This window comes from Enemella evansiae, from assembly GCF_002250705.1.
Lineage (GTDB): Bacteria > Actinomycetota > Actinomycetes > Propionibacteriales > Propionibacteriaceae > Enemella > Enemella evansiae.
Genome location: NZ_NMVP01000023.1, coordinates 30,475 through 53,603, shown reverse-complemented (window position 1 = coordinate 53,603; position 23,129 = coordinate 30,475). Strand labels below are relative to the sequence as shown.

The following is a 23,129-nucleotide window of genomic DNA, read 5'->3' as shown; positions in this document are numbered from 1 at the left end:
CTCACTCGATGGGACTCACTTGACTCTCCGACGTCCCACTGAAAATCTGAGAAGGTTGGAAGTTCACCAGCACGATGATTGGAGACTCACCATGAAGGCTGTGGTCTATCAGGGACCTCGCGATGTCGCGGTCACGGATGTTCCGGACGCGAAGATCGAGCGACCCACCGACGTACTGGTCAAGGTTACGACCACCAACATCTGCGGCTCGGACCTGCACATGTATGAGGGGCGGACCTCTTTCGAAAAGGGCCGGACGTTCGGTCACGAGAACATGGGCGAGGTGGTTGAGGTCGGTCAGGGCGTGGAGAAGGTCAAGGTGGGCGACCGGGTCGTCCTGCCGTTCAATATCTCGTGCGGGTTCTGCAAGAACTGCGAGCGCGGGCTCACGAATTACTGCCTGACGACGCAGCCGGAGCCGTCGTTCGCCGGTGCGGCCTACGGGTTCGCAGACATGGGCCCGTACGGCGGCGGGCAGGCGGAGCTGCTCCGGGTGCCCTTCGGCGACCACAACGCGCTGCGTCTGGGTGAGGACGCGCAGGAGAAGGAGAACGACTACGTCATGCTCTCCGACATCTTCCCAACCGGTTACCACGCCACCGAGATGGCTGGCGTGATCCCGGGCGACAGCGTCGTGATCGCCGGGGCCGGACCGGTGGGGCTGATGGCTGCCCTGTCCGCGACGATCAAGGGCGCCTCGAAGGTGATGGTGGTCGATCGCCACCCCGACCGGCTCGCGCTGGCCGAGCAGATCGGGGCGATCGCCATCGACGACTCCAAGACCGATCCTGTGCAGGCTGTGTTGGACGAGACGATGGGGCTCGGTGCCGACCGTGGCTGCGAGTGCGTGGGCTATCAGGCACACGATCCTCAGGGCAACGAAGACACTGCTGCCACGCTGAACATGCTTATCAACGCGGTTCGTTTCACCGGCGGGATCGGCACCGTCGGCGTGTTCATTCCTCAGGATCCGGGGGCCAAGAGCGACTTGGCCAAGCAGGGCAAGGCAGCAATCGACTTCGGCATGCATTGGTTCAAGGGGCAGACCATGGGAACCGGTCAAGCCCCGGTCAAGCGATACAACCGCCGGCTGCGGGATCTGATTGCGGCTGACAAGGCGAAGCCGTCCTGGATCGTCTCCCACGAGATCTCGCTGGAGCAGGCTGCCGACGCCTACAGGAACTTCGACGCCAGGTCTGAGGGTTGGACCAAGGTCGTCATCAAGCCCGGGATGTCGAGCGGAAAGAAGGCGAACTAATATGGCAGCGGATCTCCAGGGCAGGAGGGTCGCGATTCTCGCCGCGGACGGGGTCGAGCGCGTCGAACTTGAGCAGCCCCGAGAGGCACTGGACCGGGCCGGCGCTCGGACCGAGGTCCTCTCGATCCACGACGGCGAGATCAAGGCCCGTGAGAATGACCTGGATGAAGCGGGCGCGTTCACTGTCGACGGGCTGGTCGCCGACGCCTCGGTGGGCGACTACGACGCCCTGCTGCTGCCCGGCGGCACGGTGAACCCCGACCAGCTCCGGGTCGACAAGGACGCCGTTTCCTTCGTCCGCGACTTCGTCGAGAGCGGCAAGCCAGTGGCGGCGATCTGTCACGGGCCGTGGACGTTGATCGAGGCCGGCGTGGTTACCGGTCGTACCCTGACGTCGTTCCCGAGCATTCGCACGGACCTGCGCAACGCCGGCGCCGACGTCGTCGACCAAGACGTGGTGGTCGACAAAAATCTCATCACCAGCCGTTCGCCGGAGGACCTGTCTGCGTTCTCCGACGCAATAGTGACCCAACTCGCGGGCACCCCGAAACAGGAAGAGGAGAAGTCATGAGTGTGACCAAGGGACTGCTGGTCAGGTTTGACGCGTTGCCCGGGAAGGAGGACGACGTGAGGGAGTTCCTTGACAGCGGTCGTGCGCTTGTCGAGGAAGAGCAGGCGACCACCGCGTGGTTCGCGATCCGCCTCGGGCCGTCCTCGTTCGGGATCTTCGACGTATTCCCCGATGACGCCGGACGTGACGCCCACCTGTCCGGCCCCGTAGCGGTAGCTCTTGGCGAGCAGACCGGCACGTTGTTCTCCGAACCCACGATCGAGAAGCTCGACGTACTGGCCTCCAAGCTCCCCGCCTGACACCACAGACCGGGAGTACTGGCCATAGAGGAGGGGGTCGCTGCTCACGCCAACTTCGGGCTTGCCCAGCCCGCTGACGGCGTCGCAGCGGCCCCTTCTCTTGTGCCTATCGCATGTCCCAACAGATAGACAAGGGAACCTCGTTGACGAAACCTGACAACAGCGTCGCCACGACGCGATCACCCGAGGTAGCAGTGATCGGGGGAGGGATCGTCGGCCTGTCCACGGCGTACGCGCTGCGAGAGCAAGGTGTACCGGTGCGCCTGTACGAGGCCGGTCTGCCCGGCACGGGTCAGTCCGCAGGCGAGTCGCGGATCTTCCGGCATGCTCACGACGACCCGCGGCTCGCGGCGTTCGCGCGAGAGAGCCGCGGCGTATGGGATGAGTGGGCTGACCACTTCGGCGTCGAGCTGATCTCATCAGACGGTGTCGTGGCGATCGGCGACAGCGCACTGGCACGGCTCCGTGTGCTCGACCAGGTCGGCGGCGTGCAAGCGCACGAGCTCGATCCAGCCGGGGTCGCCCAGCGAATGCCGCTGCTTGCGGAGTACTCGGGGCCAGCGGTGCTCGACGAGTCCGGCGGCGCGATCCGCACCCGTGCCGCGATCAGGGCGCTCGTCGGTGCCCTCGGAGACGCCGTCACCACCGGAGAAGTGATCTCCATCGAACCCCGCACCAATGGGACGGTCGAGGTGCGCAGCGTCACCGACCGGGCTGCCTACTCCAAGGTGGTCGTGTGCGCCGGCCGCGAAACCGCCCGCCTGGCACGCAGCATCGGCCTGTCGCTGCCGGTTCGCCTCGCCGCACACGTACGCCTGACCTTCGACGTGAAAGCCACCGCCCCGGCACGAGTCGCGTGCCTGCAGGACAGCAGCGGCGTCTTCGGCGAAGTCGGCGTCTACGCGACGCCACTACCGGGCAACAGCAGTTACTCCGTCGGACTCAGCGAGACCGTCGGCGTCCGCAACGACGGAACCTTCATCGACCCTGCGGCCATTCGATCACTGGACGAACGCGCACGCGACTACGTGGCACGGGCGCTGCCCGGCCTCCACCCAGAGCCGCGCGACTTCCTCCACTGCTGGGTGACCGACCTCCCGTGGAGTGAGGACGGCGTGGCCGTGTGGGAGGCAGGCTCTGTCTTCTTCGTGGCCGGGCACAATTTGTTCAAGCAGGCACCATCGCTGGGCCGCGCCCTCGCCCGGGCTGCGACCGGCGGCGGTCTCTCCGCCGAGCTCACGCCCGAAGCGCGCCTCGGCGAGGCCCAGGACTAGCTGATGTGACCCACGGGTGCCGCCCTCAGCCAGCTGGGGTGAATCATGCGGCCCCCCGGAGTGAGCGGATCTACCCGACACGCTTCGAATGGCTGCTCGTGCCGCCCAAAAGCGGGCTTTGCCGCGATCCGGCTGCACGGCACGGTGTACGGCGGTGCGGGTCAGCTCGGCCACCCGCGAGGGTCTGGCCGTCGTCCGGCATTCGCCCCTGCGGCGCGGGCGGCGCGGTGCCGTAGAGGAGATCGCCCCGATCGCCGCCCCACTGGACCGAGCCGCACGGAACATCCGGGTTCTGGTGCGCCGCATGGCGACGGCGATCCGGTGGCAGGACCCGGTGGGGACCGTCCTCTGAATCCCACTGTGAGTGGTGTACGCAAGCATCAAGGTCGGCGAGTGGGTGAGTGGCAGGACCCCTAGGAGTGATCCACGACTTGTGAGAGTCGGTGTTCATCGGTGGGTGCAGCTAGCTGTACTCGGCCGGGAGGTTGGTGACACTGCTGGTCGGTTGTTGACGTGAGGAAGACCTCCGGGTGCGGTGGTGAGTGTCTACGTCATCGACCGGCCGGAGGTCTTCATGTCCCACCGTAACGCCCGCCTCAACGAACGAGGCCGTCAACTGCTCATCGAGCGGGTCTGTGAACAGGGCTGGGCCGTCGCCCACGCCGCCAAGGCCCAAGGGGTGTCGCGGCAGTGCGCACACCGCTGGATCAACCGCTACCGGGCCCAGGGCGTGGCCGGTCTTCGGGATCGGTCCTCACGCCCGCACCACTGCCCGAACCAGACCCCGGCCGAGGTCGAGGACGCCATCGTGGCTGCCCGCCGCACCGAACGCCGAGGCCAGGACTGGCTCGGCCCCGAGCTCGGCGTCCCAGCCCGGACCGTGTCCCGGGTGTTGCGCCGCCACCAGATGCCCTACCTGCGCGAGTGTGACCCGCTCACCGGGGAGGTCATCCGCGCCTCGAAGAGCACCGCGGTCCGCTACGAACGCGAGCGGCCCGGGGAGCTGGTCCATGTGGATGTGAAGAAGATCGGCAAGATCCCCGACGGTGGGGGCTGGAAGGCCCACGGCCGCGGAGCCCGGCCCCGCACGACCAAGATCGGCTACGACTACGTCCACTCGATGGTCGATGACCACTCCCGGCTCGCGTACTCCGAGATCCTGCCCGACGAGAAAGGCCCCACCTGCGCAGGATTCCTGCAACGAGCCGCCGCGTTCTTCACCACCCAAGGGATTCCCCGAATCGAACGGGTCCTCACCGACAACCACCTCTCCTACCGCCGATCCCACGCGGTGGCCGAGGTCATCGCAGCGCTGAGGGCCCGACACCTGTTCATCACACCCCACTGCCCCTGGCAAAACGGCAAGGTCGAACGGTTCAACCGGACCCTGGCCACCGAGTGGGCCTACCGCCAGGTCTTCACCTCCAACACCGAACGCACCAACGCCCTTGCGCCCTGGCTCGAGTTCTACAACACTCGACGACGCCACACAGCACTCAACGGCCTCCCACCAATCAGCCGTCTGTAACCAACCTCCCGGCCGAGTACACCTAGGATCACGGTCGTGACGTGGCTCGAGTTCGATTCCCTGGTCAATGCCCGCGATGTCGGTGGTACGCCGACCACCGACGGCGGTCAGATCCGCCCGAATCGCCTGCTCCGCAGCGATAATCTGCAGGACCTCACCCCGGCCGACGTCGACCGGTTGATCGAGCTCGGGCTGACCGATGTGATCGATCTGCGCTCGGCGTACGAGGTGCACCACACCGGTGACGGGCCGTTGGTCGGTGACCCGCGGGTCCGGATCCACCACTACTCGTTCATCCCCGAGCGCTACGACGCCCGCGATCAGAACGACCCCGAGGATGTGCTGCCGGACAACACCGACGGGGCCGGTCAGGAGCTCCCCGGGGACGCGCTGCCGTTCGCCGGCAAGAAGCCGACAGTCACCGTCGATGACGCGTTCGCCTCCACCTATCTGTCCTTCCTCGCCGAACGACCCGAGTCGGTGCTCGCCGCGCTCCGCGCGATCGCCAACGCCGAGGGCGCCGCGCTGGTGCACTGCGCCGCCGGCAAGGACCGCACCGGTACCACGGTGGCGCTGGCGCTGCTGTTGGCCGGCGCCGAGGAGGACGCGGTGATCGCCGACTACGCCGCCTCCTCCGAGCGGATGCCGCAGATCATCGAACGACTGCTCGGCTCCGACACCTATCGGGAAAACCTCGACGGCCGCGACATCGACTCCCACCTCACCAAGCCCGAGACGATGCGCGCCTTCCTGGCGTACGCCGACCGCGAGCACGGCGGGATCGAGCCGATGCTGGAAAGCCTGGGCTGGACGGCCGCGGACACCGCGAAGCTACGGGGCAAGCTGTGCGACTGACCCGCGTACGGTCCTCGAGTAGGCCGCTTGCGGCCGTGTCGAGAGGACGTGGTCCCGGCAGAGCCCGGCGTGGCGGTGGCCTCATCTCGACACGCAACCCCGGCGCCGCTTCGCTCTGCCGGGGTTGCTACTCGATGAGCGTCTCGGGTGGCTTCGACTCGCTCGTTCCTCGCTCGCTCAGCCAGCGTCGGGGGTCACCACGTGATCGAAAGTGGCGATGGTGTTGCGTACTTCGACCGGGATCTCTTCGCCGACCTGAGGCGGCTCGACCTTGGCGGGGACGAAGACGAGCGAGGACTGCATGTGCGGGGGTTCGACGAACCAGCGCTTGGCGCCGCCGATGGTGTAGGGGGAGAGCGCCAGGCCGGCCGCCTCCAGGCCGCCGGTGGCGAAGGAGATCGCCCGCTGGCGGACGTTCTTGGCCACGCTCGGCGCCTCCAGGCCGATCCCGTTCGCGGTACCGCCGGAGACCACCACGACATAGCCGTCGGTGACCGTGGGCCGCTGCCAGTAGCCGATCCGCTGGCCCCGCTTCACCGGGTGCACGTCCAGCACGGTCGCGGTCACCCGCAGCGCCGCCGGATCACCCAGCCACAACCGGGTACCGATCCGCAGCCGGGTCTGCCCCTCACCGAGCTCGGCCGCCAGCGCCAGATAGTCGGCGTCGTCGAGATGGGAGAACCAGATCGGCGCCGGCGCCACATCGCGCGCCATCCGCGCCAGGGTCTCCGCCTCGGTGCGGTTGCCACGGTAGCCGGAGCCGTTCGCGGCCATCGGCAGATGCACCGTCCAGCCCTCGAGCTGGAGGAAGTCCTGCCAGGCCTGGACGGCCTGCAGGTGTTCGCTGGGCAGGCCGTGGCGGTGCATGCTGGTCAGCACCTCGACGAGTACCCGCGGGCGCTCGCCCCCGAGGTTGGCCAGCACCTCCAGATCGGTGAGCCGGGAGACGGTCACGATCACCCTCGGATCGCGGGCCTGCTCGACCGCATGCGGATCGTTCGGCTCCCAGGGCAGCAGGATCACGATGTCGCCGGCGAAATGCTCCTTGATCGCCGCGGCCTCGGTGGGGGTACCGACGGCCAGGGTGTCCAGGCCGAGTGCGGTCGCCTCGGCCGCCAGGCGCTGCAGGCCGAAGCCGTAGCCATTGCCCTTCGCGACCGGGACCAGTCCCGGAATCCGTTCGGTGAGGCCACGGGCGTACGCCCGCCAGCGGTCGGCGTCGATGGTCAGCGTCAGTCCGGTCACGGACCTCACGTTACCGGGGCGCCCTCGCCGGTGGCGGTGCCCAACCTTCCACCGCGGGTTGACATCAGGGGGTGCAGAAATGTCGACCAGTGGCTAAGCTCGCCGGCAAGTGTGCCTTTGGGGGTGGGCACCTTACGGACCGCCCCCGGGCCGGTCGAAAGGCTCCACCATGCGTCACCCCCAGCGCAGACGGACCACCAAGCTCCACCCGGTGGTTGCGTGGTTGGTGCTTGCGTCATCCCTCGTGATGCCCGGCCTGCTGCCGATCCCGAGCACCCCCGCCTACGCCGCGCCCGGTCCGGACGGGCAGGACCCGGTTGCCTGTCTGAACACCGTCGCCCTCGTCAACGGCGGCTTCGAGCAACCGGTGCTCACGAGCAGCAACGCGCAGCTCCCGCAGACCTCGGTGCCCGGTTGGTCCACCACCGCCAGCGACAAGCTGATCGAGCTCTGGCGGACCGGATTCCTGGGTGTGCCGTCCTCTTCGGGCAGCCAGTTCGCCGAGCTGAACGCGACCCAGCCCTCCACGCTCTACCAGGACATCGCGACCACGCCCGGCCAGACCCTCTACTACAGCCTCGACCACCGCGGCCGGCAGGGCACCGACACGATGGCGCTCGATCTCGGCGCTCCCGGCGCCACGCCGAACTTCACCCGCCAGATGACGGACGGGAACACCGCCTGGGGCAAGTACACCGGCACCTATGTCGTGCCCGCCGGGCAGACCACCACCCGCTTCGCGTTCCGGGCCGTCTCCTCCTCGGGCGGGACGTTGTCGGTCGGCAACTTCCTCGACAACATCAGCTTCGGTACCGGCGCCTGCCTGGTCACCACCAAGACGCAGACCAACATCAGCCGGACCTCCGGCCCCGCACAGGTCGGGGACATCATGGAGTACACGGTGACCACCACCAACCAGGGTGGGTCCCCGGCGACCGGCAGCGTGATCACCGATCAGATCCCGACCAACACCGCCTACGTCCCGGGGACGCTGTCGGTCACCGCGAGCCCCACCGCCGGCCAGACCGGTACCAAGACCGACGCCGTCGACGGCGACGTCGGCAGTTACGCGAACAATGCCGTCCGGTTCAACGTCGGCGAGGGTGCCACCGGCACGAGCGGCGGGATCATCGAGCCCGGAGCGGCGGTCACGACCAAGTTCCGCGCCAGGATTCTGCCCACCGGGGCCGAGCAGACGATCACCAACCAGGCCTCGGTGGCGTACACCGACCGGGATGGCAGCGCCAAGACCTCGTTGTCCGGCCGCGTCAGTACCCCCGTCGCACCGGCCGCCGACCTGGCGATCAGCAAGACCTCAACGCCCACCACCCAGACCGCGGGCAGCAACGTCACCTACAACGTGACCGTCACCAACAACGGCCCGAGCACGGCCACCGGCGTCCAGTTCGTCGACACGCTCCCCGCAGGGACCACCTATGTCTCCTCGGCGCCACCCGCGGGGACGAGTTGTTCGGTGTCCGGCAGATACGTGACCTGTGTGGTGGGCTCGCTCGCGAACGGGGCGAGCGTCACCGTGCCGATCACGACGACGATCTCGCCGGATGTGACGACGGCCCAGGTGAACACCGCGACAGTGAGTTCGACCACGTCCGACTACAACAGCACCAATGACACCGCGACCGTGCAGACCGGGGTGACCACCGCCGCCGATGTCAGCCTGACCAAGACCGCGAGCCCGACCACCGTCGCACCCGGCAACAACGTCACCTACACCCTGACCGCCGCCAATGCCGGGCCCTCGGTGGCCAGCGCGGTCAAGATCACCGACGTGCTGCCGACCGGGATGAGCTATGTCTCGGCCACCGCGCCCGCGGGCACCACCTGCACCGAGTCCAGCGGCACCATCACCTGTCAGGCCAACTCGCTGGCGGTCGGGGCGAGCATCCCGATCACCATCGTCGCCAAGGTCGCGGCGAGTACGCCGAGCGGCCAGTTGGTCAACACCGGCCGGGTCTCCAGCACCACCACCGACCCGAACGCGGCCAACAACACCGCCAGCGCCACCGTCACGATCGCCCCGCAGGCGGACCTGCAGGTCGTCAAGACCGTGCTCACCAATCCGGTGGTGGCCGGACAGCAGGTCCGGTTCAGCATCAAGATCACCAACAACGGCCCCTCCGATGCCGCCAACGTGACGCTGAACGACCCGTCGACCACCGGGTTGACGTTCGTGTCCTCAACCACCAGCCAGGGCAGTTGCTCCGGTACCGGCACGGTGACCTGCCAGATCGGCACCATCGCCGCCGGCGCCTCGGTCACCGTGACCACCACCTATCTGGTCGCCGCCGACCGGCAGGCCGCGATGACCAACACCGCCACCGCGACCTCCGACACCGCGGACCCGAACCAGGGCAACAACACCGGTTCGGTGACCGTGACCCCGACCACCAGCGCGGATCTGCAGCTCAGCAAGACCCAGAGCCCGGCCCAGTTCAACTACGGCGATGCCATCACCTACAACCTCTCGGTGCTGAACAACGGGCCCTCGACGGCCCGGAATGCGGTGATCACCGACACCCTGCCGGACGGGGTGACCTTCGTCTCGGCGAGCAGCGGCTGCACGATCAACGGGCGGACCGTCACCTGCCAGGTCGGCGACCTGGCACCCCAGCAGACCGCCTCGGTCAGCATCCGGGTGCAGACCCCGGCCGGCGGCTCCGGTCCGCTCACCAACACCGCACAGGTGTCCTCCAGCACCCCGGACCCGGTGCCGGGCAACAACACCTCCACCTACACCGCGAGCGGCGGCCAGCAGGCCGACCTGTCGATCGTCAAGACCACCAGCGGCAACGGCACCCTGGTCGCGGGGGAACAGGTCACCTACACCCTGCAGGTCACCAACAACGGGCCGTCCGCGGCCACCGGCGTACGGGTCACCGACACCCTGCCGAGCGGGGTCAGCTTCGTCTCCAGCAGTTCCCCCTGCAGCACCTCCGGGCAGACGGTAACCTGCACCATCAGCAATCTTGAGCCCGGCAGCACCACGATCACCATCGTCGGCCGGGTCGCCGCCGATGCCCGCGGTACCTCCAGCAACACCGCCACGGTCACCGCGACCACCCCCGACGATCCGACCTCGAGCAACAACACCTCCACCTCGACCAGCACCGTCACCGGTCGGGCCGACGTCTTCGTCACCCTCACTCCCGACACCCAGACGGTGAATGCCGGCGCGGAGGCCACCTTCCAGCTGGTGATCGGCAACAACGGTCCCTCGACCGCGCAGAACGTGGTCGTCACCGGGCAGGTGCCGCCGGGGATGACCCCGGTCGCCGGCTCCGCCGGCGGCGCCTGCGTCGTCACCGGCACCACCGTCACCTGCAACGTCGGAACGCTGCAGCCGGGCCAGACGCTGCCGCCGATCACCCTGCGGGCGCTGGTCGACAACTCGGTACCGCCGGGTACGACCATCACCGCCACCGCCCAGGTGCAGACCTCGACCACCGATACCAATGCAGCCAACAACACCAGCTCGGCGCGGGTGGTCGTCGCCGCCCAGGCGGACATCGCGCTGGCCAAGACGGTCAGCCCCTCGCCGCTGGTCGCCGGCGGCACGGCCAGCTACGTGATCACCGCGACCAACAACGGTCCCTCCGATGCCAGCAACCTGGTGGTCACCGATCAGCTCCCGAGCTCCTTCCGGATCGCTTCGGCAACCATCGCCGGCCAGCCCTGCACCGTCACCGGCCAGACGGTGAGTTGTAGCCGCCCGGTGATCGCCGCCAAGGACGTGGTGCGGATCACCGTGACCGGCACCGTCGATTCCAACGCCACCGGCAGCCTGCGCAATGTGGCCACCGCCACCACCGAGACCCCCGATCCGAACACCGCGAACAACACCGCCGAGGTGACCGCCGACATCAGCCAGTCCGCCGACCTGCGGATCCGCAAGGAAGCGCCGCAGCGGGTGGTGGCCGGCAGCACCATCGCGTACAAGGTCATCGTCGCCAACGCCGGCCCGTCCGATGCCGCCGCGGTGGTGCTCACCGATCCCTTCCCGGCGCAGGTGCGCCCCGTCGGTGTCAGCGATCCGGCCTGCCAGCTCACCGGCCAGGATCTGCGCTGCGACTTCGGCACGGTGGCGGCCGGCACCTCGCGTACCGTCGTCGTCGAGGCCGTGGCCGATCCGGCGGTCGAAGCCGGTTCGACAATCACGAACACCGCCTCGGTCAGCTCGACCACCCCGGGTGCGGGAACCCGGCAGTCGACGGTGAACAGCACCGTCGACAGCGTCGCCGACGTGTCGATGGTCAAGCGTTCGGCCAGTACGCCGATCGCCGGCGGTCTGATGCGCTACGAGCTGACCGTCACCAACAACGGCCCGTCGACGGCCCGCGGCGTCATCGCCACCGACCCGACCCCGGCCGGCACCAGCTATATCGACGCCGTGCCCAGCTCCGGCTCCTGCTCCGACCCGACCCAGAGTCCGGACATGACCTGTGTCCTCGGTGACATGGCCCCCGGTCAGTCGATCACCATCCTGGTCCGCTACCAGCTCGATCCGCAGAGCACCGGCCAGACACTGACCAACACCGCCCGGGTCGCGACCACCACCACCGACCCGAACTCCGACAACAACAGCTCGACGACCACCGACCAGATCGGTGAGGCCGCGAAGCTGACCATCAACAAGGAACTCACCAGCGGGCCGGTGGTCGCCGGCGGCACCGCCACCTATCGGATCACCGTCGGCAACGATGGCCCGTCGGTGGCCCGCGGGGTGCGGGTGACCGATACCATCCAGGCCCCGGCCGAATACGTGTCCGCGACCGCGGACGGCGGCGGGACCTGTACGCCCAGCGGTACGCCGACGACGCTCACCTGCGACTTCGCCAGCGTCGGGGTCGGGGCCGGCGAGGTGCGCACGATCACCCTGACCGTGCGGATCCCCGCCGACACCCCCGACGGCACCCAGATCGCGAACTCCGCGACCGCGACCTCGCAGACCCCGTCCGACCCGGCCACCGACGACGCCACCGGAACCGTCGGCAGCAGCGCCGATGTCTCGGTCACCAAAACCCTGCTGACCGCCAACCCGGTCGCCGGCGCGCCGATCTCCTGGCAGGTCACGGTCCGTAACGCCGGACCCTCCACCGCCCGCGCGATCACGTTGAGCGACCCGGCCCCGGCCGGCGTCCGGATCACCGGCGGTACGCCCGATGCGGGCACCTGCGCGGTCAACCCGCAGGGCGGTCTCGACTGCCGGCTCGGCGATCTCGCCCCCGGCGACGGCAACCAGATCACCGTCCGGGTGGACGGCGTGGTCAACCCCGACTTCAGCGGCGACCTGACCAACCGGGCCACCGCGACCAGCACCACCCCGGATCCCAACACCGAGAGCAACTCCGGCGCCGTCACCAAACCCGTCGGCGGCAGCGCGGACCTGGCGCTGACCAAGACCCCGACCAGCCCGCGGGCCACCGCCGGCGGCGCGATCGGCTGGACCGTGACCGTGACGAACAACGGCCCCTCCGATGCCACCGGCGTACAGATCAAGGACGCCGTCCCGGCCGGTGTCCAGAACCCGACCGCCAGCATCAACGGCACCGCCTGCACGCTGACCGACGGCACCTTCACCTGCCCGGCGGACCGGATCGCCGCCGGCGGCACGGCCACGATGACGATCACAGGCACCGTCGATCCGAACGCGACCGGCCAGATCGCCAACACCGCGTCGGTGACCGCGACCACCCCCGACCCGGACCCGAGCAACAACGAGGCCACCTCGAGCGTGCCGCTGGATGCCGCCGCCGACCTGTCGGTGACCAAGACCGGCCCGGCCACCGCGACCGCCGGTACCTCGATCAGCTGGACCGTGACCGCCCGCAACGCCGGCCCGTCGGTGGCCCGCGCGGTCGTCATCTCCGACCCGCTCCCGGCCGGTGTCAACGGCGCGACCGCGACCTTCAACGGCAACGCGTGCGCGGTCGAGAACGGTGCGCTGACCTGCCGGGTGGGTGACCTGGCGCCCAGCGCGACCGCCGAGATCACCGTCACCGGTACCATCGACCAGGGCCGCACCGAACCGGTCACCAACACCGCCACGGTCGCCTCGCAGACCGGTGACCCCAACGGCGCCGACAACACCGCCACGACGACCACCGAGGTGACCAGCAGTGCGAACCTGTCGATCACCAAGGTCGCCGACACCGACTCCTTCACCGCGGGCCGGCCGGTCGGCTGGACGCTGACCGTCCGCAACGACGGCCCGTCGGCCGCGGTCGGCGTACAGGTCACCGACCAGTTGCCGGCCGGTCTGGTCAACCCGACCGCGACCCTGCCCGACGGCACCTCGTGCGAGATCACCGGCGGTACGGTGACCTGCCCGATCGGCGTCCTCGGTACCGGTGAGGTACGCCAGCTCCGGATCACCGGCACCCTGGCCGCCGACTACGCCGGTGCCGACCTCACCAACGCCGCCCAGGTCTCCTCGCAGACCCCCGAGGGCGACGGCGCCGACAACTCGACCAGCACCACCACCCCGGTCGCCGCCGCCGCCGATCTCGAGGTGGACAAGAAGATCGTCGGCCCGGTGGTCGCCGGGGCGCCGATCACCTTCGAGGTGACCCTCACCAACAACGGGCCCTCGGTGGCGCGGAACGCACGCCTGACCGACCCGGTCCCCACCCAGATCAGCGGGATCACCGTCGACGACCCCGCCTGCACCGTCACCGGCCAGGACGTGGCCTGCGGCTTCGGCGACCTGGCCGTCGGCGCCAGCCGGACGATCCGGATCACCGGCACCGTCAGCCAGAGCTTCGACGACCGATTCCGTAACACCGCCACCGCGACCAGCGACACCCGCGACCCGATCGAGCAGAACAACACCGGCGCCGCCGACGGCGTCGTCGGCGAGTCCGCCGACCTGCAGGTCGCCAAGACCGGCCCCGCGCAGGTGACCGCCGGTTCGCCGATCATCTGGACCATCGAGGTCCGCAACGCCGGGCCCTCGACCGCGCGTGCGGTCAGCGTCAACGACCAGCTGCCCGCCGGGTTGACCAACGGCCAGCTGCTGCTGCCGAACGGGCAACCCTGCCCGGACCCGACCAACTGTGCGATCGGTGACCTGGGCCCGGGCCAGGCGGCCACCCTGACCGTCACCGGCACGGTGGCGCCCGACTACAGCGCGACGACGATCAGCAACTCCGTCGGTGTCGCCACCCCGACCGCCGATCCCGACGGCGGCAACAACAACGACACCTCCACCGTCGCGGTGAACCGGGACGCGAACCTGTCCATCGCCAAGACCCTGACCAGCGGGCCGCTCGTCCCGGGCACCCAGGAGACCTACTCGATCACCGTCCGCAACGCCGGCCCCTCGGCCGCCGACGCGGCGACGGTCGCCGACCGGCTGCCCGCCGGGCTGACGGTCGTCGGTCAGCCGACCACCACCGCCGGTACCTGCACCGTCGAGGGCCAGCAAGTCGACTGCGCGCTCGGCAACCTGGCGCCGAACGCCACCGCGACGATCGGGGTCACCGTCCAGGTCGATCCGAACCTGACCGGTCAGGTGGTGAACGTCGCCTCGGTGACCAGCACCACGCCCGACGGCGACACCGCCGACAACTCCGCCACGAGCACCGAGCCGACCGCGCCGTCGGCGGACGTGTCGGTGACCAAGACGCTGCTCACCCAGAATCCGGTGGCCGGTGCCCCGATCGCCTGGGAGGTCGTCGTTCGTAACGCCGGTCCGTCGACCGCCCGCGCGATCACCCTCGAGGATCCGGCCCCGGCGGGTGCCCGGATCACCGGTGGTACGCCGGATGCGGGCAGCTGCGCGGTCGACGCCGCCGGCGCGCTGTCATGCCAGCTCGGCGACATCGCCCCCGGCGCGCAGGTGCGGGTCCGCGTCGCCGGTGTGGTCAACTCCGACTTCACCGGGGACCTGACCAACCGCGCGACCGCGACCGGCACCACCTCGGATCCGAACGGTGACAACAACTCCGACGATGCCACCGCACCCGTCGCGAACAGCGCCGACCTGGCGCTGACCAAGACCGCGACCACCGAGCGGGTCACCGCGGGCGGTCCGATCGGCTGGACGGTGACCGTCACCAACAACGGGCCCTCGGATGCCACCGGTGTCCGGATCACCGACCGGCTGCCCGCCGGGGTGCGCAACCCGACGGTGACGATCAACGGCAGCCCGTGCGCACTGGCCGATGGGGCGTACACCTGCCCCGTGGATCGGATCGCGCCCGGCGGCACCGCGACCGTGACGATCGCCGGCACCGTCGACCCGGCCGCGACCGGTGAGATCGCCAATACCGCTTCGGTGACGGCGACCACCCCGGACCCGAACCAGGGCAACAACTCCGGCACCGCCACCGTGCCGGTGGACACCACCGCCGATGTGTCGGTGACCAAGACCGGCCCGGCGACCGCCACCGCCGGTACGACGATCAGCTGGACCGTGACCGCCCGCAACGCCGGCCCCTCGGTCGCCCGCGCGGTCGTCGTGACCGATCAGATCCCGGCCGGTGTCAACGGCGCCGCCGCATCGGTGAACGGGAACCAGTGTGCCGTCCAGAACGGTGCGCTGACCTGCCCGCTCGGTGACCTGGCGCCCGGTGCGACGGTCGAGGTGACCGTCACCGGCACCGTCGACCAGGCGCGTACCGAACCGGTGGTGAACACCGCCACCGTCGCCTCGCAGACCACCGACCCGAACGGTGCCGACAACACCGCGACGACGACGACCGAGGTCACCGCCAGCGCGGATGTGTCGATCACCAAGCCGGCGGACTCGCCGACCTTCACCGCCGGCCAGCCGGTCGGCTGGACGATCACCGTCCGCAACGACGGGCCGTCGACGGCGACCGCGGTCCAGGTCACCGACCAGCTGCCGGCCGGACTGAACAACCCGACCGCCCGGATCGGCGATGTCGACTGCCAGATCGCCGAGGGTACGGTGACCTGCCCGATCGGCACCCTCGACACCGGTGAGGTACGCCAGATCCGGATCACCGGCACGCTGGCCGCCGACTACGCCGGTACCGGCGTGACCAACGGCGCGCAGATCACCTCCCAGACCCCCGATCCGGACGCCGGCGACAACACGACCAGCATCACCACCCCGGTCGCCACCTCCGCGGATCTCGAAGTGGACAAGAAGATCGTGGGGACCGTGGTCGCCGGTGCACCGATCACCTTCGAGGTGACCGTCACCAACAACGGGCCCTCGGTGGCCCGCGCGGTCACGCTGACCGATCCGGTGCCGAGCCAGATCACCGGCGTCGCGGCCTACGACCCGGCCTGCACCGTCGCCGGGCAGGACGTCTCCTGCGGTCTCGGTGACCTCGCGGTCGGCGCCAGCCGGACGATCCGGATCACCGGCACGGTCAGCCAGAGCTTCAGCGATCGGTTCACCAACACCGCCACCGCGACCAGCACCACGCCCGATCCGAACGAGCAGAACAACTCCGGCTCCGCCGACGGCACGGTCGGTGAATCGGCCGATGTCCAGATCACCAAGACCGGTCCGGCCCAGGTGACCGCCGGGTCGCCGGTGTCCTGGACGATCGAGGTACGCAACGCCGGACCCTCGACCGCGCGTACCGTCACCGTCGCCGATCAGTTGCCGGCCGGCCTGGTCGGTGGCCGGGTGCTGCTGCCGAACGGCCAGCCCTGCGCCGATCCGAGCAACTGCGCGATCGGGGACCTGACGCCCGGACAGACGGTCACGCTGACCGTCACCGGCACCATCGCCCCGGACTACGCCGACACCACGATCCGCAACTCCGCGTCGGCCTCCACGCCGACCGCCGATCCCGACGGCGGCAACAACGACGCCACCTCGGTCGTCACCGTGAACCGGGACGCGAACCTGTCGATCAGCAAGGCCCTGACCACCGGGCCGCTGGTGCCCGGCACCCAGGAGAGCTACACGATCACGGTCCGGAACGCCGGCCCGTCCACCGCGACCGGCGCGCTGGTCACCGACCACCTGCCCGATGGCCTGACCGTCGTCGGCCAGCCCACCGCCTCCGCCGGCACCTGCACCGTGACCGGGCAGCAGGTGAGCTGTGACCTGGGCACCGTCGCCCCGAACGCCACGGTCGCCATCCAGGTCGCGGTCCAGGTCGATCCGAACCTGACCGGTGACGTGGTCAACGTCGCCTCGGTCACCGGGACGACCCCGGACGGCAACACCGGCGACAATTCCGCCACCAGCACCGAGCCGACCGCCCCGGCGGCCGATCTGTCGGTGACCAAGACCCTGCTCACCGAGAATCCGGTCGCGGGCGCGCCGGTCAGCTGGCAGATCACGATCCGCAATGCCGGCCCGTCGACCGCCCGCGGGATCACCCTCGACGATCCGGCCCCGACAGGGGTCACGATCACCGGCGGTACGCCGGATGCGGGCAGCTGCGCGGTCAACGCCGCCGGTGCGCTGGAGTGTCAGCTCGGGGATCTGGCGCCCGACAACGCGATCACCGTCCGGGTGGACGGTACCGTCGGCGCCGGCTTCACCGGTCAGCTGACCAACCGGGCCACCACCACCAGCACCACCGCCGATCCGAACCCAGGCAACAACTCCGGCGACGCCACCTCCCCGGTCGGCGGCAGCGCCGATCTGGCGCTGACCAAGACCGCGACCGCCGAGCGGGCCACCGCCGGCGGCCCGATCGGCTGGACGGTGACCGTCACCAACAACGGCCCCTCCGATGCCACCGATGTCCGGATCACCGACGCCGTACCGGCCGGGGTGACCGGCGCTTCGGTCAGCCTGAACGGGGTCCCCTGCCCGGTCGCGGACGGGACGTTCACCTGCTCCATCGCCCGGGTCCCGGCCCGCGGCACGGTCACGGTGCAGGTCACCGGCACCGTCGATCCGGGTGTCACCGGTGAACTGGTGAACACCGCGGAGGTGTCCGCGGGAACCAATGACCCTGACTCGGGCAACAACACCGGCACCTCCACCGTGCCGATCGACACCACCGCGAACGTGTCGGTGACCAAGACCGGCCCGGCCACCGCCACCGCTGGTACCTCGGTCAGCTGGACCGTGACGGCCCGCAACGCCGGACCGTCGGTCGCCCGCGCGGTCCTGGTCTCCGATCAGATCCCGGCCGGTATCAGCGGCGCGACCGCCACCGTGAACGGCGCCCAGTGCGCGATCGCGGACGGGGCGCTGACCTGCCCGCTCGGTGACCTGGCGCCGGGCGCGAGCGTCGAGATCACCGTCACCGGCACCATCGATCAGGGCCGCACCGAGCCGGTCGTGAACACCGCCACCGTCGGTTCGCAGACCACCGATCCGAACGGTGACGACAACACCGCGACGACGACCACCGAGGTGACCAGCAGCGCGAACCTGTCGGTCAGCAAGGTCGCCGACGCCGGCACCTTCACCGCCGGCCAGGCGGCCGGTTGGACGATCACGGCCCGCAACAACGGGCCGTCGACCGCGGTCGGCGTACAACTCACCGACCAGCTGCCCGCCGGTCTGGTGAACCCGACCGCGACCCTGTCCGACGGCACCGCCTGCCAGATCGCCGGCGGCACGGTGACCTGCCCGATCGGCACCCTCGCCACCGGCGACTCCCGCCAGCTCCGGATCACCGGCACGCTGGCCGCCGACTACGCCGGCGCCGAGGTGGCCAACACCGCCCGGATCGAATCGCAGACCCCGGATCCGACCCCCGATGACAACACCTCGACCGCCACCACCCCGGCCGCCGCCTCCGCGGATCTCGAGGTGGATAAGAAGATCGTCGGGTCCGTGGTCGCGGGTGCGCCGATCACCTTCGAGGTGACCGTCACCAACAACGGGCCCTCGCTGGCCCGCGCGGTCACGCTCACCGACCCGGTGCCCAGCCAGGTCGGCGGGATCACCGTCGACGACCCGGCCTGCACCGTTACCGGTCGGGACGTCAGCTGTGGCTTCGGTGACCTGGCCGTCGGGGCCAGCCGGACGATCCGGATCACCGGCACCGTCGGGCAGAACTTCGACACCGGGTTCACCAACACCTCCACCGCCACCAGCGCCACCCCGGATCCGATCCAGCAGAACAACTCCGGGTCCGCCGACGGCACGGTCGGCGAATCGGCCGATGTCCAGGTGACCAAGACCGGTCCCGCCGAGGTGGTCGCCGGTGCGCCGGTGACCTGGACGATCGAGGTACGCAACGCCGGGCCCTCGACCGCGCGTACCGTCAGCGTCGCCGACCAGCTGCCGGCCGGCCTGGTCGACGGCCGGGTCGTGCTGCCGAACGGGCAGCCCTGCGCCGATCCGGCCAACTGCGCGATCGGTGACCTCACCCCGGGCCAGACGGTCACCCTGACCGTCACCGGCACCGTGGCCCCGGACTACGCCGGTACCGCGATCCGCAACTCGGTGGGCATCTCCAGCCCGACCGCGGATCCCGACGGCGGCAACAACAACGACACCTCGACGGTCGCGGTCACCCGCAACGCCGATCTGTCCATCGCCAAGCAGCTGACCACCGGACCGCTGGTGCCGGGCACCGAGGAGCGCTACACGATCACCGTGCGCAACGGTGGGCCGTCGACCGCCGAGGGGGTCACGGTCGCCGACCGGCTGCCGGCCGGGCTGAGCGTCGTCGGCGAGCCGACCGCCTCCGCCGGCCAGTGCACGATGACCGGGCAGCAGCTCGACTGCGCGCTCGGCACCATCGCACCGAACGCCACGGTCACCATCGAGGTCACCGTCCGGGTCGATGCGAACCTGACCGGTGACGTGGTCAACGTCGCCTCGGTCACCGGCACCACGCCGGACGGCAATACCGGCGACAACTCGGCCACCAGCACCGAGCCGACCACCCCGCAGGCCGATCTGACGATCACCAAGACCGGCTCCGCAACCGTCGTGGCGGGCCAGCCGATCAGCTGGACGCTGCGGGTGCAGAACGCCGGCCCGTCGTTCGCGACCGGCGTGACGGTCCGCGACGAGCTGCCCGCGGGCCTGACCGGCGCCACCGTGCGCACCGATCAGGGCCAGTGCCGCATCGATGCCGGCGGCCCGAGCGGGACCGTCAACTGCGATCTCGGCACGGTCGGGGTCGGCGACGACGTCACCATCACCGTGATGGTCGACGCCGGCGTCTCGGCGGCGTACACCGGCCAGCAGCTGGTGAACACCGCCACCGTCACCTCGCCGACCCCCGAGCCCAACCCGGGCGGCGACGACGGCCGCAGCGACGACGCGACCACCACCGTCACCCGCGACGCGGACCTGTCGATCACCAAGACCCACGACCCCGGCGCCGCGGTCATCCCCGGCGCGCCCGGGCCCGAGGGGCTGGCGACCTGGACGCTGATCGTCACCAACGACGGCCCGTCCACCGCCCGCAATACGACGGTCACCGACAGCCTGCCCGCCGGGCTGAGCGATGTGACGTTCCAGACCCCGGACGGGGTGGCGTGTACGCCGACCGGCGCGTGTGCGCTCGGTGAGCTGCAGCCCGGACAGACCGTCCGGATCACCGTCAGCGGCCGGCTGCCCGCCGACTATGCGGACCAGCAGGTGATCAACCGCGCGAGTGTCGGCTCCGAGGACCCCGACGGTGAGGGCAGCGACAACACCTCCACCGACGCGATCCCGGTCAGCCCGAGCAGCGATGTCCAGGTGACCAAGACCGGGCCCGCGCAGGTCGTCGCCGGCACCCAGATCGCCTGGGAACTCCGGGTGGCCAACAACGGTCCCTCGACCGCCACCGGGGTCGTGCTCACCGACCGGATCCCGGCCGGGCTCGGCAACCCGCAGGTCACCGCACCCGCGGGGATGACCTGCGCGATCACCGACGGGCTGCTCACCTGCCGGGCGAACGGCCCGCTGGCCCCGGGTGATGCGAACGCGCTGACCGTGCGGCTGACCGCCGACGTGCCGGCCGACCGGCTGGAGCCGATCACCAACACCGCCGAGGTGACCAGCGGCAGCTTCGACGGCACCGGTGACAACAACACCGCCACCACGACCACCGAGGTGACCGGCAGCGCCGATCTGTCGGTGGCCAAGGCGATCAACACCGAGGTGGTCAAGAACGGCAGGGTGACCGCCGGCCAGCCGGTCGCCTGGACGATCACCGTCCGCAACGACGGCCCCTCGGTCGCCCGCACGGTGACCCTCACCGATCTGGCACCGGCCGCGGTCCGGGACCTGACCCTGACCAGCTCGCAGGGCACCTGCACCGCCAACCGGTGCGACCTCGGCGACCTGGCCCCGGGCCGCACGGTGACCATCCAGGTGCGCGGCACCCTCGACCCGGACGCCACCGGCACCCTGGTCAACACCGCCGAGGTGGGCTCGCCGACCAGCGATCCCGATCCGGGTGACAACCGCGACGACGCCGACCCGATCACGATCGGGCGGAGCGCCGATCTGTCGATCACCAAGACGGCCGATCCCTCACCGGCGGTGCCGGGTGCGCAGTTGCGGTACACGCTGACGGTCCGCAATGCCGGCCCGTCCACCGCCCAGCAGGCGACCGTCACCGACGTCCTGCCGACCGGCCTGCAGAACCCGCAGGTCGACGACCAGCGCTGCACGATCACCGGCGGTGTACTCGACTGCGACCTGGGTACGGTGCCGGCCGGCGTCAGCCAGGTGATCACCGTGACCGGGACGGTCGCGGTCGATCAGCAGGGCGATCTCAGCAACACCGCCTCGGTGAGCTCGCCCGATCCGGATCCGAACCCGGGCAACAACAGCAGCAACGTCGGCACGCCGACCGCGCCGGCGAATCTGTCGATCACCAAGACCGCCAGCGCCGCCCAGGTCAACCCCGGCGGGGACCTGACCTGGACGCTGACGGTGCGCAACGCCGGCCCGGGCCCGGCGCGCCGGGTGGCGGTCACCGACACCCTGCCGGCCGGGGTCGAGGTCACCTCGGTCACGCCCAGCACGGGGACCTGCACCCCGGTCCAGGGCCAGGTGCTGACCTGTGATCCGGGCGTCATCGCCGCCGACGGCACGATGACGATCACGATCGCCGCGAAGGTGTCCGAGCGGGCCCTCGGTGCGCTGACCAACTCGGCCACCGTGACCTCGCCGGATGATCCGAACCCGGGCGACAACACCGCCCAGGTGACCACGCCGGTGGTCGCCACCGCCGATCTGAGCGTCACCAAGAAGGTCGTCTCCGGCGGTACGGTCGCCGGCGAGCCGGCCGGCTGGGAGCTCACCGTCCGCAACGACGGCCCGGCCGCCGCGGTCGGCGTACGCCTGCACGACACGCTGCCGGCCGGGGTGACCAACCCGACCCTCGGCCCGGTACCGGACGGGGTGACCTGTGCGATCACCGGGAACGCGGTCGACTGCACCGCCGCCCAGCTGGCCGCCGGGACGGACTTCACCGTGACGGTGAACGCGACCGTCGCCCCGGCCACGCGCGGTGAGCTGAGCAATGCCGCCTCGGTGACCAGCGACACCCGCGACCCGGATCCGGCCGACAACACCGGTACCACCACCAGCACCGTGACCGGGAAGAGCAACGTCGCGGTCACCAAGACCGCCTCGAGTGGAGCGGTCACGGTCGGTGACCAGGTGCGCTACACGATCACCGCGACCGGGTCCGGTCCGTCGACCGCGACCGGGGTGACGGTGACCGAGCAGCTGCCGGGTGGGGCCACGGTGCTGGAGGCACGGACCGGCACCGGGCGGTACCAGCAGGGCACCTGGACGATCGGTGACCTGGCGCCGGGCCAGACCGCGACCCTGGAACTGGTGGTACGCCTGGACCGGGCCGGGCAGGCCGCCAACTCGGTCCGGATCGCCGCGGTGGAGGATCCCGCCGGGGACGACAACTCCGCGACCGCGACGGTGACGGTCAACGACAAGCCGGTACCGCCGACCAACCCGCCGACGACCCAGCCGCCGACGAATCCGGGTCAGCCGCCGACGACCCAGCCGCCGGGGCCGGGGCAGCCACCCACGGGTCCGGGCCAGCCGCCGTACCCGCTGCCCCCGGGTCAGCCCGGTCAGCCGCCGATGCCGAACACCGGTAACGACTGGGAGCTGTGGCAGCTGCTGCTGGCCTTCGGGATGCTGCCCGCGGGCGTGGCGCTGATCGCGATCGGTCGCCGGCGCCGCCGGCGCGGGTAGGCCCTCCGGCGA

Annotated in this window: 8 protein-coding genes; 7 read left to right on the top strand and 1 reads right to left on the bottom strand. The window is 70.2% G+C overall.

Features of this window, described 5'->3' with window-relative positions; all coding sequences use genetic code 11:
- Positions 1–91: 91 nt before the first annotated feature.
- The 6 genes from BI335_RS12330 to BI335_RS12300 all read left to right on the top strand — a co-directional run bounded on the left by BI335_RS12330 (position 92) and on the right by BI335_RS12300 (position 5,785).
- Complete coding sequence (locus BI335_RS12330) at positions 92–1,258, top strand: glutathione-independent formaldehyde dehydrogenase (protein ID WP_094404396.1); 1,167 nt, start codon at positions 92–94, stop codon at positions 1,256–1,258.
- Between the two features lies 1 nt (position 1,259).
- Positions 1,260–1,829, top strand: coding sequence for a type 1 glutamine amidotransferase domain-containing protein (locus BI335_RS12325; protein ID WP_094404397.1), 570 nt, complete (start codon positions 1,260–1,262; stop codon positions 1,827–1,829).
- The gene (locus BI335_RS12320; RefSeq protein WP_094404398.1) at positions 1,826–2,128 is read left to right on the top strand and encodes a putative quinol monooxygenase; all 303 of its coding nucleotides are present in this window, start codon (positions 1,826–1,828) and stop codon (positions 2,126–2,128) included. The genes BI335_RS12325 and BI335_RS12320 overlap by 4 nt, the downstream gene beginning before the upstream one ends.
- 143 nt (positions 2,129–2,271) lie before the next feature.
- Positions 2,272–3,402, top strand: a complete 1,131-nt coding sequence (locus tag BI335_RS12315) for an NAD(P)/FAD-dependent oxidoreductase (protein ID WP_172421886.1) — start codon at positions 2,272–2,274, stop codon at positions 3,400–3,402.
- Between the two features lie 574 nt (positions 3,403–3,976).
- A complete protein-coding gene (locus tag BI335_RS12305; protein WP_094431508.1) occupies positions 3,977–4,930 on the top strand; it encodes an IS481 family transposase in 954 nt (317 codons plus the stop codon).
- 36 nt (positions 4,931–4,966) lie between these two features.
- Positions 4,967–5,785 carry a tyrosine-protein phosphatase gene (locus BI335_RS12300; protein WP_094431276.1) on the top strand — a complete coding sequence of 273 codons (819 nt, stop codon included), beginning with the start codon at positions 4,967–4,969 and terminating at the stop codon, positions 5,783–5,785.
- A 177-nt stretch (positions 5,786–5,962) separates the two neighbouring features.
- Here BI335_RS12300 and BI335_RS12295 read toward each other — a convergent pair whose 3' ends face one another.
- Positions 5,963–7,030 (bottom strand): alanine racemase, encoded by a 1,068-nt coding sequence (locus BI335_RS12295; protein ID WP_229119575.1) that lies wholly within the window; start codon positions 7,028–7,030, stop codon positions 5,963–5,965.
- 247 nt (positions 7,031–7,277) lie between these two features.
- Here BI335_RS12295 and BI335_RS12290 point away from each other — a divergent pair, with 247 nt between their 5' ends.
- Positions 7,278–23,117 carry a DUF7507 domain-containing protein gene (locus BI335_RS12290; RefSeq protein ID WP_172421884.1) on the top strand — a complete coding sequence of 5,280 codons (15,840 nt, stop codon included), beginning with the start codon at positions 7,278–7,280 and terminating at the stop codon, positions 23,115–23,117.
- The last annotated feature ends 12 nt before the right edge of the window (positions 23,118–23,129 follow it).